Raw genomic sequence first — 15,045 nt, 5'->3', positions numbered from 1 at the left:
CGTGGGGCCGCTCACTACGTGGGGCCGTCGAACCGGCCGGTGCCGCGGACCGGTGTCAGGCGTGGCCGCGCTCGGCCAGCCAGCGCTCGGAGTCGAGCGACGCGGCACAGCCGGTGCCCGCGGCGGTGATCGCCTGACGGTAGATGTGGTCGACGACGTCGCCCGCGGCGAAGACGCCGTCCAGGTTGGTACGGGTCGTGGGGGCCTCGACCTTGACGTAGCCCTCGTCGTCCAGCTCCACCTGGCCCTTGAAGAGCTCGTTGCGGGGGTCGTGGCCGATCGCGATGAACAGGCCGGTGGCGGCCAGGTCGGTCTCCGCGCCGGTCTTGAGGTTGCGCACCCGCACCCCGCTCACCTTGTTCTCGCCCAGCACGTCCACCACCTCGCTGTCCCAGACGAAGCGGATCTTCTCGTTCGCGAACGCGCGGTCCTGCATGATCTTGCTGGCGCGCAGCTCGTCACGACGGTGCACGACGGTGACCGAGGAGGCGAAGCGGGTGAGGAAGATGGCCTCCTCCATGGCGGTGTCGCCGCCGCCCACGACCACGATGTCCTGGCCGCGGAAGAAGAAGCCGTCACAGGTGGCACACCAGGAGACGCCGTGGCCGGACAGCCGCTTCTCGTTCGGCACCCCCAGCTCCCGGTAGCCGGAGCCGGTGGCCAGGATGACGGACCTGGCGAGGTAGGTGTCGGTGGCGGTCTTGACGACCTTGGGGTCGGCGGTCAGGTCGACCTCGACGACGTCGTCGGCGATCAGCTCGGCACCGAACCGGTCGGCCTGCTTGCGCAGCCCGTCCATCAGGTCGGGCCCCATGATGCCGTCGGGGAAGCCGGGGAAGTTCTCCACCTCGGTGGTGTTCATCAGGGCGCCGCCCGCGGTGACCGACCCCTCGAAGACCAGGGGCTTCAGCTCGGCACGCGCGGAGTACACCGCCGCCGTGTAGCCGGCGGGACCCGATCCGATGATGATCACATTCCGGACGTCCATCAGTACTCGCGCCTCTCCCTGTGTCGTTGCCACCGGCGTCAACAGATCCTAGGCGCCGGTGATTCCCGCCCGTTGCGCCGGACGGGCCGGTCGGTGAAAACCGGCGGGGCCCGGTACGGATCGAATCCGTACCGGGCCCCGCGTGAAACCTCGGCCCGGGCGGTGGATCATCCGCCGCCGGGGACCTCGCGCCACCTCGTGCGCCCCTGTGTACCGGTGTCAGGCCGGAGCCGGGCCGCTGTGGCGCCGGTCACCTCCAGCGGGCGAGACCGGGCTTCCTCACCACGTCGCACTGCGGTCCCACCACGTGGACGCTCACCCTGTTCCTGGCCTTGTCCTTCCAGAACAGCAGGATGTTGGCCTCCTGGCCGTTGTAGAGGGCCTGGTCCACGGCGAAGGGCGACGTGCCGACCTTGGCGGAGACCTGCTTGACGCACCTGTCGATCCCGGACTTGCCCCCGGTCCCGAGGATGGTCGCCGGGCCGATGTAGTCGAGCAGCGAACCCCGCAGTTCGGCGTCGGTGTAGTTGTAGTTGCTCTCGGTCAGCGTGTACCCGCCCCTGTCCGCCGCGACGGCCGGAACCGTCGAGGGCCCGGTGGGGTCGGACGCGGTGAGCGTCCCGGTCGCCAGCGCGGTCGCGCCGATCACCGCGGCCGCGGCGCCCGCCGCCACCGCGGGCATCGCCCAGCGGCGTGGCCGGCTCGCGCGCCGCCTGGCCGGGACCACGGGGGTCACGGTGCCGTCGTCGCCGACGACTCCCAGCCGCACGGGCTCGGGTGCCGCCTCCTGCTGGGCGGCGGGAACGCTCTCCCAGGGCGCCGGTTCGGACGAGGTCGTCGTCTCCCACGGCGCGTCGCGCATGATGTCGTCCCAGGCCGGTGCCTCCACCAGCCCCACTCCACCTCCACGGAAGCTCTCTGCCTCGGCGGCCAGCGCGCGGTCGATCCTCAGCGCGACTCCCATCGGCATCGCCGGTGTGGGCGTCGCCGCGAGCATCTCGCGGACCGCCGCCAGGTCGGCCAGGCTTTCGCCACACGGATCGCAGATCGCGAGATGCTCGCGTACCCGCATGGCCGTGGTGTCGTCGAGGAGCCCCTCGGCCAGTTCGGCCAAGATCTCCAAGTCGTAGTGCGTATCAGCCGTCACGAAGTTCTGCTCCCTTCGCGGATGAGACGCGGGTCAGGTCCGATCGGTTCCGCAAATGGGAAAGAATCGGGGCGAGCTTCGCCCGGCCGCGCGCGCATCGGCTCTTCACCGTGCCGCTCGGCACCTCCAGGACCTGGGCCGCGTCTTCGACCGAGTAACCCATCATGTCCACGAGCACCAGCGCGGCGCGCTGGTCGGAGGGCAGCAGCTTCAGGGCCGCCGACACCTCCATGGACACCTCGCGCTCGGACGTCTGGTCGAGCACGGGGGTCTCGCGCTCCGCGGCCTCGACGAGCTCGTCGTCGGCCACCGGGCGCACCGATTTCCTGCGCATGCGGTCCAGGCAGGCGTTGACCACGATCCGGTGCAGCCACGTGGTCACCGCCGCCTCGCCGCGGAAGGTCCCGGCCTTGCGATAGGCCGAGACGAAGGCGTCCTGAACGGCATCGGCCGCTTCGTCGGGGTCGCCCAGCGTGCGCAGGGCGACGGCCCACATGCGGTCCCGATGTCGCTTGACGATCTCGCTGAAGGCGTGCGGATCACCGGCGATGTGCCGGGTGAGCAGCTCGGCGTCGGGCACGGGGGCCTTTGCCGTCTGCTCATCCGCCGCCGGCGGGGTGTCTGGTGGGGAATTCACAAGGAGAGTCCTGCTGCCGATCCGGGGAGAACACCACTACGGGATAGATGGTGCCATGGATTCATCGAAGATCTGCAAGAAGACGGTTAAAACAGATCGAATCAGCTGATGTCACTTGGTCGCGAGAACCTTCGCCTCCACCACCTGGCCGCGGTACCCCTCGGCGGACGAGGGCATCTCGGTGAACCAGACGAGCACGTAGCGGCCCTTTTTCGGGGCCGGGGCGGTGAACGTCTTCTTGCCCGAGAGCCCGCTGAACTTCTCGACCACGCTCAGGGAGCCCAGCTCGGCCGAGTCGCCGATCCGCAGCTCCGCGGCGCCGCCCGAGGTGTCGCCGAAGTCGACCGAGACCTGCTTGACCGGGACGCTCTTCCCCATGTCCAGCAGCAGGCCGACGCCCTTCTTGAGCCGCCCGAAGTCGGCGGAGTCGTAGGTCTCGGAGTGCCAGTCGGTGGACTCCTTCCCGTCGACCGCGCCCGAGGTCCACCTGCTGCCCTCCTCCCGGTCGCCCAGCGGGTCGAAGCCGATGACCGCAGAGGGCTTCACCTCCCGGGTGGCGGCGGCCGTGGTCGGCGTGGGCGTGGTGCTGCGCTCACCGGGGGACGGGGTGCCCGCGTTGCCGATGCTGCGGCCCAGCGTCCAGGCGCCCAGCCCGACGGCCACCATCACCAGCAGCACGACCACGGTCATGGCGACCTTGTTGAGCATCCCGCCACCGGCGGGGCGGGAGCCCTGGTGGTGCTGCGGCCGGTGATGGTGCTGCGGGGGCGGCGCGTGGTGGCGGGGCGCCTCGGTCTCGACGCCCTCGGAGCGGGAGGCCGCCACCGGCAGCGAGGTCATGGGCATCGGGGCCGGCATCGGCATCGGGCTGGGCCTGGCCACCGAGGCCAGGGCCTCGGCGAAGTCGGCCGGTGTGGTCAGCGGCTCCAGCGAGCGCCGGGTCTCCGGCAGGATCGCCCGGCAGACGATGGCGTCGAGGTAGCCGGGAACGCCCGCGGTGACCTGGCGGGGCGTGCAGAAGTGCCCGTCGCCCATGGGCGCCACGGGAAGCCCGCCGCCGTCGCGCTCGTCCCCGGGCCAGTGGCCGGTGAGCCCGGCGTACAGCAGCCGGCCCAGGCCCTCGGTGTCGGAGCGGGCCGGATCGTCGCTGGTCACGTCGTTCAGGGCCGCGTCCACCCCGAGGCCCAGCAGCTTGACCGTGCCGCCCGCCGTCCACACCAGCTGCTCGGGGGTCAGGCACAGGTGGGCGAGGTTCGCCTCGTGCGCGTGGGCCATGGCCTCGGCGGCCTCGGCGACCATCGCGGCGGCCCGCTCCGGGTCGAGCGGGCCACCGGCGATCATGTCGCCGAAGGTCTCACCGCTCACCCACTCGCTGACCACGTAGGAGTGGCCGTCGTCCTCGGTCGCGTCGAAGACCTGGGTCAGGCGGGGGTCGGTCAGCCGGCTGGCCACCCGGGCCGCCGTGACGACCTCGTTCAGGCGGGGGAAGTCGGCGTCGAAGGTGTGGACGGCGACGGGCCGGGCGAGCACCTCGTCGATGGCCTTCCACAGCGTGGCCCCGCCCGCCTCGTGGACGCGGTCCTCAAGGCGGAAACGCTCGGCAAGCTTGGTGCCGGGCTCGACCGTGGGTGAGCTCATACCTGCCCCGCATCCGAGAGCACGACGGCACCACGCCAGGTCGGCACGTCACGACACATCACGCGATGCTGGGTGGATCCGCCCACGCCCTCCTGCTTCCATTAGCCGCATGTCACCACACGCGTCGCACCATGGTAGTCCCGCACCGGTTCCGCCCGTGTTCGCCTTGTCAGACGTTTGAGACAAGCCTTTGGCTTACCGGCCTACCCGTCCTGCCACCATTCCAACGATCGAACTCACTTCGGGGATGCGCATCCGGTGGGCGATCGCCAAGTAAAGAACCATACCGAGTCCGCCGCCCACCGCCAGCATGATGGCGGAGCTGAGCGCGTTCAGTCCGGTGAGTTCCCTGGTGAGCCAGAGCACGCCGAGCGCGAGACCGGCCGCCGGGAGCGCGGCCAGGTACATCCGGGACAGCCCGGCGGCCACTTCGCGCCCTCCCAGCCCCCCGACCCGGCGGGCGGCCAGCGTCCAGGCGACCGCGGTGCCCACCACGTAGGCGACGGTGAACGCCGCAGCCAGGCCCATCACCACGTAGCGGGCGGGCAGGACGTGGTACGCCACCAGGCTGAGCGAGGCGTTCACCGCCACGTTCCCCAGGGCCAGGAAGGCCGGGGTGCGGGTGTCGCCGAAGGCGTAGAAGACCCGCAGCAGCAGCTGGAACAGGGAGAACGGGACCAGCGCCAGGCCGAAGATCTGCAGCACGTTGCCGATGTGGACCGCCGAGTCGACGGTCATGTTCCCCCACGAGAAGATCAGCACGGTCACCGCGGGGCCCAGCACCATCAGCAGCAGCCCGGCCGGGACCAGCAGCACCGCCACCAGCCGCACCCCCGAGGCGAACTCCCCGGCGATCTCCGCAGGTCTTCCCTCGCTCACCGACCTGCTCATCCTGGGCAGCATGGCGGTGATCACCGAGACCGCGATGATCCCGTACGGCAGCTGGAAGAACTGGTAGGCGTAGGCGTAGGCCGAGTTGCCCGCGCCGGGCGCCCGCTCGCCCGCGCCCGTGGCGAGCCTGGTGGTGACCAGGAAACCGAGCTGGCTGATGCCGACGTAGGCGAACGTCCAGACCGCGGTCCGGCCCATCTCGCCGAGCCCGGCCTCGCGCAGGTCGAACCGGGGCCGGAAGCGGAAGCCGACCCGGTGCAGCGAGACGACCAGCACCAGGCACTGCGCCACGATGCCGGCGGTGGTGCCCAGTCCGAGCAGCAGCAGGTCGCCGTCGCTCACCGTGTCCACGTCGGTGCCCGCGCCGCCGAGCTTCACGTAGTAGAAGATCGCCACACCGATCATCACGATGTTGTTCAGCACCGGCGCCCACATCGGCGCGGCGAACCTGTCGCGGGTGTTGAGGATCGCGCCCGCGATCGCGCCGATCCCGAAGAAGGCGATCTGCGGCAGGATGTAGTGCGCCAGGGTGACCGCGACCTCGATCTTCCTGGCGTTCCAGCCGGTGCTGTAGAGGCCGATCAGCGGGCCGGCCAGCGCCGTCGCGACCAGCGCCAGCACGGTCAGCGCGAGGACGCCCAGCGTCATCAGGCGCTGCTCGTAGGCCCGGCCGCCGTCGGGGTCGCTGCGCTGCCGCCGGACGATCATCGGGATCACGACGCTGCTCAGGACCCCGCCGATGAGCAGGTCGAACAGGACGAGCGGGATCGTGTACGCCACGTTGTAGGCGTCGCCCAGCGCGAAGGTGCCGATGGCCGCGGCGAGCACCGCCGTCCGGACGAAACCGGTGACGCGCGAGACCATCGTCCCCGCGGCCATGATCGCGCTCGCGCGCAGGACCCTGCTCATGCGCTCTCCTCCGCCGGGGGGCTCAGGACTGTTCGGGGGGCTGTCGGGGGATCGTTCGGGACCGCTCGGGGCCGTTCAGGACTCAGGACCGCTCACGACTCCGTGCCGGCCGGCTCGCGCTCGCGCTCCGCCGGCGCCGCGACCGGGGGACGGCGGCCTCCCCGCCGGCGCAGGACGCGCAGCACCACGGCGGCCAGCATCACCACCAGGGCCGCCCCGACGATGACCAGCGCGACCGCGGTGTAGCCGGTGGTGCGCACGGTCAACTCGATCGGCTCGCCGTACGCGCGGCCGTCGTCGGTGGTGAGCTGGACCCTCACGGTGGTCTGGCCGCTGGCCGTGGTCGAGGTCATCGGGATCCGGACGGTCTGGTTCTGGCCGCCCTGGATCACCATCCGGTCCTCGTACGGCTCGATCCGAAGCAGTTCGGGCTGGGCGGAGGTCACCCGCAGGCGGACCACCACCCGGCCGGCGTCCCCGCGGCCCAGCTGGTTGCGCACGCTGATCGGCACGTCGCCGTCGCGTCCGGCCAGGGTGCGCAGCCGCGACTGCTCGCTGCCGGTGATGGTGACCATGGCGATCCGGCCGTCGACCGCCTCCCCGACCTGCTCGACGTACGGCGCCGCGGCGTTGGTCCGGCCGCGCCAGGCCGAGGAGACCAGCCGCAGCATCGCGAGGTCGAAGGCGTCGAGGTCCACCGCGGTCGTGACGGCGGCGGTCAGGTCGGCGCGGGCGCCGACCCTCTTGACGGCGGTCATGTACGACCTGGGCAGCTCCTGGCGCCGGTCCTGCTCGGTGTAGGTCAGCCCGGCCCGGGGGACGGGGACGCCCTTGGCGGGCTTGACCGCGTCCAGCGTGACCGGCGCCAGCCAGGGCAGGGCGGCGGCGGTCTTCAGCAGGCCGGTCACGTACCCGGGTTCGGGGTCCCAGCGGCGGTGCGGTACGGCGATCACGGTCCTGGTCGTGGTCACCGGCTCCGAGGCGATCATCGCCGTCTCCGCGATGAAGCGCCGGCGTCCGGCCAGGGCCGCGCCGGGGGTGGAGGTGTCCGCGCCGACGGTCTCGCTCAGGGGCTCGTCGGCGACCAGCGCGGTGACCGGGCCGGTGACGCCGTTCAGGGTCGCCGAGGCGTCCGGGGTGACGGCCGGGGCGGTGCCGGGCGGGGTGCCCGGGGGCGACGCCGGCGGCAGGTTCGGCGCGTTCAGCAGCACGGTGCCGACCCCGCCGGTGGCCAGCAGGTCCAGCCCGTCGTGGTCGACCATCCCGTCGACCGGCCAGTTCACGTTGGTGATCACGTCGCGGCCGAGGGTCTCCTTGGAGACGATCCGGGCCGCCTCGATCCCGGTCGCGGTGAGGTCGTCGACGCCGTTGTGGGCGAGCGCGAGCACGTCGGGGTCGCCGTACGGGGTGGCCACCACCGGGTGGTCGGCGACGGCGTCGCGGAAGCCGGACAGCCACCGGGCGGCCTCCGGGTTCGCCGGGCGCTGCTGGGTGCGGTCCTTGGTCCGCGCCGAGTGCGGCTTTCCCAGGGCGCGCGCGTCGTCGAGCAGGGCGGGGTCGACCACCCAGGTCAGCCCCTTGGCCTTCGCGGTGTCCTGGGCGATCGTGAGCAGGTCGCCCAGGCGTTTGCCGGGGGCCATGGCCGCGGGCAGGCCCTCGTCGGCGAAGACGGTGTCGCCGCTGCGGCGTGGCCGGTCGACGACGGGCAGCACCACGGCGAGCCGGGTGCGGGGGACCCGGACGTCGCGCGGCATGTAGGTCACGGTGGTGCGCAGGGCGGCGACCTGCTGCTGGAGGGCGTCGATCACCTCGACCACGACCGGGTAGACGCCGAAACGGGTGAGGCTGAGCCGCGCCGGGGTGATGGCGAACTCCCACGGCAGCCTCCCCGCGGGCGCGATCGGGGCCTGGATGTAGCTCTGGCAGCAGTACGCCCCCAGCGGGGGACTCTGCCCCGACTGGTAGGCGGTCAGCTCGTCGCGCCGCAGGAACGGCTGGGACGAGTAGCGCAGCTGGATGCGCAGCCCGGTCAGCGGCTCGCTGCCCGAGTTGACCAGGGATCCGGAGATCTTGATCTCGGTGGTCGGGTCACGCGGGACGTCCGGGCCGATCGCCTCCAGCACGACCTGCAGGCCCGCGCGGTTCACCGAGGCCGTCCGGGCGTTCGCCGTGCCCGGGACGACCACGGCCGCGGGCATGAGCAGCGTGGCGAGCAGGACGAGCAGCGCGGCCTTGTGGATCACGTTCCGGCCAGAGGTCGAGTACGGCGCACGACCGCAATGCTATGGCCTAACCGGCGAGGGGAAAGGTCGCCGACTCCCTCCGGGAAGCAGGCCGGGTCAGGTCGACGACCCTGCCCGCGACCAGTCTGAGCAGGTGATCGGCCCGGATCGACAGCGCCGTACGACGCTCTCCGGTGGGTACGTACACGGGCGTGGCGACACCGGTCAGCCGCTCGTCGACCAGCACGGTCAGGGCAGGGGGGAGCAGCAGCGGGCAGACCAGGCCGGCGGCGTAGTCGGTGGCGGAGTTGACGGTGAAGGCCGAGGCCGGGCGGACCCGCCGGGCGTTCAGCAGGCCGCCGATCACGCCGGGGCGAGGGGGCGTGCCGACCGAGCCGACGACCGCCACGGGCTCCCGGTCGGTCCGCGTGGTGACCTCGAAGACCGTGACCCCCACGCAGAGCTCCGGATCGGCCGCCAGCACCTCCGGCAGTTCGTCCGAACATGTCATCGCGCGAGGAAGGCGTACGATCTCATGATGGATCTGGTGGGCGAGGAGCCAGCGGTGGATCGTGAGCGCATCCTTCATGTGTGTGCTCCTTGCCTCGACGCACGGCCCCCGAGGTTCTCCTGACCGACCGTAACCTGATGATCGCACCAGGTGTATCTCCGCAGGGGAACATGTTCCGTAACCGAAGGACCTACCCGGCTTGTCCCTTTCAAATCTGACCCAGAGCCAGCGCCACGGCATGAGCGAGCTGTTCCGGAAGATCGCTCCTGTGACGGATGAGCTCGGCGAGCTCTTCGCCGCCCGGGGCTACCGGATCGCCCTCGTCGGAGGCTCGGTACGCGACGTCTTCCTGGGCAGGATCGGCAACGATCTCGACCTGACCACGGACGCCAGGCCCGAGACGGTCCTGGAGCTCGTCCGCGACTGGGCCGACTCCGTCTGGACGATCGGCATCGACTTCGGCACGGTCGGCGTCCGCAAGGGCGGCTGGCTGCTGGAGATCACCACCTACCGCAGCGAGTCCTACGACCCCAGGTCGCGCAAACCCGAGGTGGCCTACGGCGACACGCTCGAGGGCGACCTGGCCCGGCGCGACTTCGCGGTCAACGCGATGGCGCTGCGCCTGCCGTCGCGCGAGTTCGTCGACCCCTACGGCGGCCTGGACGACCTGCACGCCCGCGTGCTGCGCACCCCCGGCCCCCCGGAGCGCTCGTTCGGCGACGACCCGCTGCGGATGCTGCGCGCCGCCCGGTTCGCCAGCCAGCTCGGCTTCACGGTGGACGCGGCGGCGCTGGCCGCGATGGGAACCATGGCCGACCGGATCGACATCGTCTCGGCCGAGCGCATCCGCGACGAGCTGGACAAGCTGCTCTGCGGCGACCACCCGCGCGAGGGGCTCAGGCTCCTGGTCGACACCGGCCTGGCCGCGCACGTGCTGCCCGAGCTGCCCGGTCTGCGCCTGGAGATCGACGAGCACCACCGGCACAAGGACGTCTACGAGCACTCGCTGATCGTGCTGGAGCAGGCGATCGACCTGGAGGAGAACGGTCCCGACCGGATCCTGCGCTGGGCCGCGCTGCTGCACGACGTGGGCAAGCCCAAGACCCGGCGGCACGAGCCGGGCGGGCGGGTCTCCTTCCACCACCACGAGGTGGTCGGCGCCCAGCTGTCCAGGAAGCGGATGACCGAGCTGAAGTTCCCCAAGGACGTGGTGGCCGACGTCTCGCGCCTGGTGGAGCTGCACCTGCGCTTCCACGGGTACGGCTCGGGCGAGTGGACCGACTCGGCGGTGCGCCGCTACGTGCGCGACGCCGGGCACCTGCTGGAGCGGCTGCACAAGCTCACCCGGGCCGACTGCACCACCCGCAACCGGCGCAAGGCCCAGGCGCTGTCGGCGACCTACGACCAGCTGGAGGAGCGGATCGCCCGGCTGGCCGAGGAGGAGGAGCTCGGCAAGATCCGTCCCGAGCTCGACGGCAACGAGATCCAGCGGGTCCTCGGCCTGCCGCCGGGCCCGGCCGTGGGCCGCGCCTACCGGTTCCTGCTGGAGATGCGCCTGGACCGTGGCGTCATCGGCAGGCAGGCCGCCGAGGAGGCCCTGCGCGAGTGGGCCCGGGAGAACGGGGTGACCTCCTGACCGGCGTGCCCGGGTGACCGGGGTGCCCGGGCCGGTCGTCCCGGTCGTCTCACGACGGCGATGACGGCAGCGGCTCGGGCGCCCGGGACGGCGTGACGATCCGGTAGAGCACCGCGCCGCCGACGTAGCCCGCGGCGATGATCAGCAGCACCGTCAGGGACCTGCCGTCCGGCGGGAGCAGCGCCGCCGCCAGCGCGGCGGCCAGCACGTAGCTGCCGTTGAAGAGCATGTCGTAGATGGAGAAGGCCCGGCCGAGGTAGGCGTCCCGCAGGTCCCGCTGGACGGCGGTGTCGGCGCAGATCTTCACGCTCTGCCCGGCGATGCCCAGCACGAAGCCCGCCACCGCGAACCCCCACCGCTGGAACGGCACGCCGAGCGCCAGCGTCAGCACCCCGGCGGTGACCAGCATGGCCGGGACCCACCGCTCGATGCCGAACCGCTCGGTGGCCCACGGCGTGACCAGGATGGCCATGAAGTAGCCGACCCCCGAGGTGGCGACCACCAGGGAGGCCGCGGCCAGCGCGTCCTCGGCGTTCTCGGCGAAGTAGTACCGCGACAGCAGCACGAGCATGGCCGTGCACATGCCGTACATGAACCGGTGGGTGGCCATCGCGCCCATCGCCGCGGCGGCCGCCCGGTGGCTCACGATGTGCCGGGCGCCGTCGGCCAGGCCGGACAGCACGTGGCGCACGGCCTCGCGGGTCTGCGGCCGGTCGGGGTCGTAGGCGGGGCCGAGCAGCCGCCTGCCCATGGTCAGGGCGATGAGCGCGGTGACCGCGGAGACGATCCCCGAGGCGATCAGCAGCACCACCGTGCCCCGGTCGCCGGCGCCGAAGAGCCCGCGCAGCAGGAAGCCCGCGCCCACCCCCACGAAGGTGAGCACGGTGCCGGAGGTCGGGGTGACCGCGTTGGCCACCATCAGCCGGTCGGCGGGCACCACGTGCGGGAGCGAGGCCCCCAGCGCGGCCAGGAAGAACCGGTTCGCCCCGAGCACGCCGAGCGCGGCGGCGTAGAAGACCCCGTCCGGCGCGTTCGCGGCGACCAGGATCGCCGCTCCCAGCAGCAGCACGCCGCGCACCAGCGGGGCGACGACCAGGATCTGCCGCCGTGACCAGCGGTCGATGAACACGCCGACGAAGGGCCCCAGGATCGAGTACGGCAGCAGCAGCACGGCCAGGCCCGCGGCGATCTCCCCCGCGCTCGTGCTGTTCTCCGGGCTGAAGAAGGCGAACCCGATCACCGCGAACTGGAAGATCCCGTCGGAGAACTGCGAGACCAGGCGGGTCGCGTACAGCTTCCGGAAGTCCCTGCCTTGCAGGACCACGCGTAGATCGGATGCGAAGGACACGCGCTCAGCCTATGTGCGGTCCCTCAGGGCCGGTATCGGGAACATCCCTGAATGTACGGAGAACATTCGCGACCTTTCCCCAGGTATCCACGTGCGGGCTCGGTGGGCCGACATGGTCACGTACCCTCGTTCGAGTGACGCCTGATGAACACGTCGTGCTCGTCGACACCGACGGAAACGCGATCGGCACGGCGGCCAAGGCCACGGTGCACGGTCCGGACACTCCTCTCCATCTGGCCTTCTCCAGCTACGTGTTCGACGAGCGGGGCCGGGTGCTGCTCTCCCGCCGCGCCGCGCATAAGATCACCTGGCCCGGGGCGTGGACCAACAGCTGCTGCGGCCACCCGCTGCCCGGCGAGCCGCTGTCCGAGGCGGTGACCCGCAGGCTCTCCTACGAGCTGGGCCTGGAGGGCGGCCGCCTCGACCTGCTCCTGCCGCGCTTCTCCTACCGCGCGGTCATGGAGAACGGCATCGTCGAGCGGGAGCTCTGCCCGGTCTACCGGGTGCTCGCCGACGCCGAGGCGGTGCCCAACCCCGACGAGGTCGGGGAGGTGCGCTGGATGCCGTGGAAGGAGTTCACCGACGGGGTGCTCGGCGGGCACCTGGTGATCTCCCCTTGGTGCCGGGAGCAGGTCGCCCAGCTCGCCGAGCTCGGCGCCGACCCGCTCACCTGGCGGCCCGCCGACCCCGCCGACCTGCCGCCCGCCGCCCGCTGACGCGGCAGGCCCCCGGTCCGCACGCGGACCGGGGGCCTGCCGGAGTCCGTCACCCCGTTCCGGGGCGGGACGTCTCGCCGGAGGTCAGCGCTCGACCTCGCCGCGGATGAACCTCTCCACGTACTCGCGGGCCTCGTCGTCGGAGTACTGCTCCGGCGGGGACTTCATGAAGTACGAGGAGGCCGACAGGATCGGGCCGGCGATCCCCCGGTCGAGGGCGATCTTGGCGGCGCGGACCGCGTCGATGATGATGCCGGCGGAGTTGGGGGAGTCCCAGACCTCCAGCTTGTACTCCAGGTTGAGCGGGGTGTCGCCGAAGGAGCGGCCCTCCAGGCGCACGTAGGCCCACTTGCGGTCGTCCAGCCACGGCACGTGGTCGGACGGGCCGATGTGCACGTCGGCCTTGCGCATCTCATGGGGGATCTGCGAGGTGACCGACTGCGTCTTGGAGATCTTCTTGGACTGCAGGCGCTTGCGCTCCAGCATGTTCATGAAGTCCATGTTCCCGCCGAAGTTCAGCTGGTACGTGCGCAGCAGCTCGACCCCGCGGTCCTCGAACAGCTTGGCCATCACGCGGTGCGTGATGGTCGCGCCGACCTGCGACTTGATGTCGTCGCCGACGATCGGCACCCCGGCGTCGACGAACTTCTGGGCCCAGACGGGGTCGGAGGCGATGAACACCGGCAGCGCGTTGACGAAGGCGACCTTGGCGTCGAGGGCGCACTGGGCGTAGAAGCGGTCGGCATCCTCCGAGCCCACCGGCAGGTAGGAGACCAGGACGTCCACCCGGGCGTCCCGCAGGACCTGCACGACGTCGACCGGGGCGTCGTCGGACTCCTCGACCATCTCCCGGTAGTACTCGCCCAGGCCGTCGAAGGTGTGGCCGCGCTGCACCGTGACGCCCAGCGGCGGCACGTCGCAGATCTTGATGGTGTTGTTCTCCGAGGCCACGATCGCCTCGGACAGGTCACGCCCGACCTTCTTGGCGTCGACGTCGAACGCCGCGACGAACTCCACGTCGCCGACGTGGTAGTCGCCGAACTTCACGTGCATCAGGCCCGGCACCCTGGCGCCGGGGTCGGCGTCCCGGTAGTAGTGCACGCCCTGCACGAGCGACGCGGCACAGTTGCCTACCCCGACAATGGCTACGCGCACCGAACCCATGGCACTCGCTCCCCTTGTTCTGTGTGGTGATCTAGTTCTCTTCGGGGACGGCATGCCGCCCCGTCGTGCCCGTCCCGGGCGCGGGCGCCCGGAACGACTCTTCGGGCGCCGGAGGCCGTTCGGCCTCCGGCGGTGAGGCCCGCCGCTCGGTGGCGATCAGTTCGTTCAACCAGCGCACTTCGCGTTCGACCGACTCCAGGCCGTGGCGCTGAAGTTCGAGGGTGTAGCTGTCCAGCCGCTCGCGCGTGCGGGCCAGGGCCGTGCGCACGCCGTCCAGCCGCTCCTCCAGCCGGCTGCGGCGGCCCTCCAGGATGCGCAGCCGGACCTCCGCCTCGGTGTGCCTGAAGAAGGCGAAGTGAACGCCGAAGCTCTCGTCCTCCCAGGCCGACGGGCCCGCCTGGGTGAGCAGCTCCTGCAGGCGCTCCTTGCCCTCGGCGGTCAGCCGATAGACGATCTTCGACCGGCGCCCGGAGAGCACGGTGGGCGCCTCGCCGGACGCGGACGCCGCGGGGGCGTCCCCGTCCTCGATGATCAGCCCGTCGTTCAGGAGCTGGCGCAGGCACGGGTAGAGCGAGCCGTAGGAGAACGCCCGGAACATGCCGAGCAGGGCGTTGAGCCGTTTGCGCAGCTCGTAGCCGTGTAGCGGGGTCTCGTGCAGCGACCCGAGCACGGCCAGCTCCAGCACGCCGCCTCGTCCGCCGGCCACTGAAACCACCACCTCTCGCGTCGATGTATCGAACCGATACATCCGCAGGATACGTCTATTCAATATAGGTCTGCAATCAGCGACTTTCCCAAGTCGTTGGGAGCAAACAAAAAAAAGCCGTAGTCTGGCGCTTATGTGGTCACAGCAGACGGTGATGAGGCCCGGCCTCCGCGGGACGCGGACCGCTTTCCAATACGGGAAATCCCGCGTCGGTGCGGGAGAGGTCTGCCAAGGTTGTTGCCGGAACCAGTTGACGATCTCGTTCGTCCCCGGGAACGGAGATCCACCCGAACAGGCCGGCCAGCAGTGAGCCAAGGCGACGAGGTCTCCGGCGACCGGAGGGTGGTCCAGGAGGTAGTCTCGCCCGCCTGCACGCCGTTGTAGACCCCGATGACCGAACGAGGACGCGTGAGTTACAGCCACAGCAATGACCCGGAGCCGAACGGGCGCCCGGAGGGCGCCGAGGGTTCGGCTCGTCAGGGGCGGCGCCGTCGCTCAGGCCAAGGAGCCGCTCCCCGTGCAGTTCCCCCAT

Annotated in this window: 12 protein-coding genes; 2 read left to right on the top strand and 10 right to left on the bottom strand. The window is 71.2% G+C overall.

Annotated features, from left to right (window positions below; translation table 11 throughout):
- Window positions 1-55: 55 nt before the first annotated feature.
- From trxB to ACIBCT_RS19430, 7 genes are all read right to left on the bottom strand, one after another.
- Window positions 56-991, bottom strand: coding sequence for a thioredoxin-disulfide reductase (trxB, locus tag ACIBCT_RS19460; RefSeq protein ID WP_399190626.1), 936 nt, complete (start codon window positions 989-991; stop codon window positions 56-58).
- Window positions 992-1,238: 247 nt separating this feature from the next.
- Complete coding sequence (locus ACIBCT_RS19455; protein WP_399190306.1) at window positions 1,239-2,135, bottom strand: zf-HC2 domain-containing protein; 897 nt, start codon at window positions 2,133-2,135, stop codon at window positions 1,239-1,241.
- The gene (gene sigM / locus ACIBCT_RS19450) at window positions 2,125-2,715 is read right to left on the bottom strand and encodes an RNA polymerase sigma factor SigM (RefSeq protein WP_399190304.1); all 591 of its coding nucleotides are present in this window, start codon (window positions 2,713-2,715) and stop codon (window positions 2,125-2,127) included. The genes ACIBCT_RS19455 and sigM overlap by 11 nt, the downstream gene beginning before the upstream one ends.
- Window positions 2,716-2,883: 168 nt before the next feature.
- Window positions 2,884-4,410: a protein kinase family protein gene (locus ACIBCT_RS19445; protein WP_399190302.1), complete on the bottom strand. Its 1,527-nt coding sequence runs from the start codon at window positions 4,408-4,410 to the stop codon at window positions 2,884-2,886.
- Window positions 4,411-4,605: 195 nt separating this feature from the next.
- Entirely contained in the window at window positions 4,606-6,210 is a 1,605-nt protein-coding gene (murJ, locus tag ACIBCT_RS19440; RefSeq protein WP_399190300.1) for a murein biosynthesis integral membrane protein MurJ, read from the bottom strand.
- A 92-nt stretch (window positions 6,211-6,302) separates the two neighbouring features.
- Complete coding sequence (locus ACIBCT_RS19435) at window positions 6,303-8,453, bottom strand: hypothetical protein (protein ID WP_399190298.1); 2,151 nt, start codon at window positions 8,451-8,453, stop codon at window positions 6,303-6,305.
- A 46-nt stretch (window positions 8,454-8,499) separates the two neighbouring features.
- On the bottom strand, window positions 8,500-9,021 hold the full coding sequence (locus ACIBCT_RS19430; RefSeq protein WP_399190296.1) for an aminoacyl-tRNA deacylase: 522 nt from the start codon (window positions 9,019-9,021) through the stop codon (window positions 8,500-8,502).
- Window positions 9,022-9,181: 160 nt separating this feature from the next.
- On the opposite strand from ACIBCT_RS19430, the gene ACIBCT_RS19425 reads away from it, so the two are divergent.
- On the top strand, window positions 9,182-10,579 hold the full coding sequence (locus ACIBCT_RS19425; protein ID WP_399190624.1) for a CCA tRNA nucleotidyltransferase: 1,398 nt from the start codon (window positions 9,182-9,184) through the stop codon (window positions 10,577-10,579).
- Between the two features lie 49 nt (window positions 10,580-10,628).
- Here ACIBCT_RS19425 and ACIBCT_RS19420 read toward each other — a convergent pair whose 3' ends face one another.
- Window positions 10,629-11,927, bottom strand: coding sequence for an MFS transporter (locus ACIBCT_RS19420; protein WP_399190294.1), 1,299 nt, complete (start codon window positions 11,925-11,927; stop codon window positions 10,629-10,631).
- A 134-nt stretch (window positions 11,928-12,061) separates the two neighbouring features.
- Between ACIBCT_RS19420 and idi the strand changes: the two genes are divergently transcribed.
- Window positions 12,062-12,643 (top strand): isopentenyl-diphosphate Delta-isomerase, encoded by a 582-nt coding sequence (gene idi / locus ACIBCT_RS19415; RefSeq protein WP_399190292.1) that lies wholly within the window; start codon window positions 12,062-12,064, stop codon window positions 12,641-12,643.
- A gap of 84 nt (window positions 12,644-12,727) precedes the next feature.
- On the opposite strand, the gene ACIBCT_RS19410 is transcribed toward idi, so the two are convergent.
- Both ACIBCT_RS19410 and ACIBCT_RS19405 read right to left on the bottom strand, forming a co-directional pair.
- Complete coding sequence (locus ACIBCT_RS19410) at window positions 12,728-13,807, bottom strand: inositol-3-phosphate synthase (protein ID WP_399190290.1); 1,080 nt, start codon at window positions 13,805-13,807, stop codon at window positions 12,728-12,730.
- 31 nt (window positions 13,808-13,838) lie between these two features.
- On the bottom strand, window positions 13,839-14,513 hold the full coding sequence (locus ACIBCT_RS19405; protein ID WP_399190288.1) for a helix-turn-helix transcriptional regulator: 675 nt from the start codon (window positions 14,511-14,513) through the stop codon (window positions 13,839-13,841).
- Between the last annotated feature and the right edge of the window lie 532 nt (window positions 14,514-15,045).

The organism is Streptosporangium sp. NPDC050855, assembly GCF_044456585.1.
Lineage (GTDB): Bacteria > Actinomycetota > Actinomycetes > Streptosporangiales > Streptosporangiaceae > Streptosporangium > Streptosporangium longisporum.
The sequence above is the reverse complement of the archived record's forward strand: the minus strand, read 5'-3'. Positions and strand labels throughout refer to the sequence as shown.

Bases quoted from the DNA above. Each gene is read 5' to 3' on its own strand.
- ACIBCT_RS19410 (WP_399190290.1), bottom strand. From the start codon at position 13,807: ATGGGTTCGGTGCGCGTAGCCATTGTCGGGGTAGGCAACTGTGCCGCG.
- murJ (WP_399190300.1), bottom strand. From the start codon at position 6,210: ATGAGCAGGGTCCTGCGCGCGAGCGCGATCATGGCCGCGGGGACGATG.
- ACIBCT_RS19445 (WP_399190302.1), bottom strand. From the start codon at position 4,410: ATGAGCTCACCCACGGTCGAGCCCGGCACCAAGCTTGCCGAGCGTTTC.
- ACIBCT_RS19425 (WP_399190624.1), top strand. From the start codon at position 9,182: ATGAGCGAGCTGTTCCGGAAGATCGCTCCTGTGACGGATGAGCTCGGC.
- ACIBCT_RS19430 (WP_399190296.1), bottom strand. From the start codon at position 9,021: ATGAAGGATGCGCTCACGATCCACCGCTGGCTCCTCGCCCACCAGATC.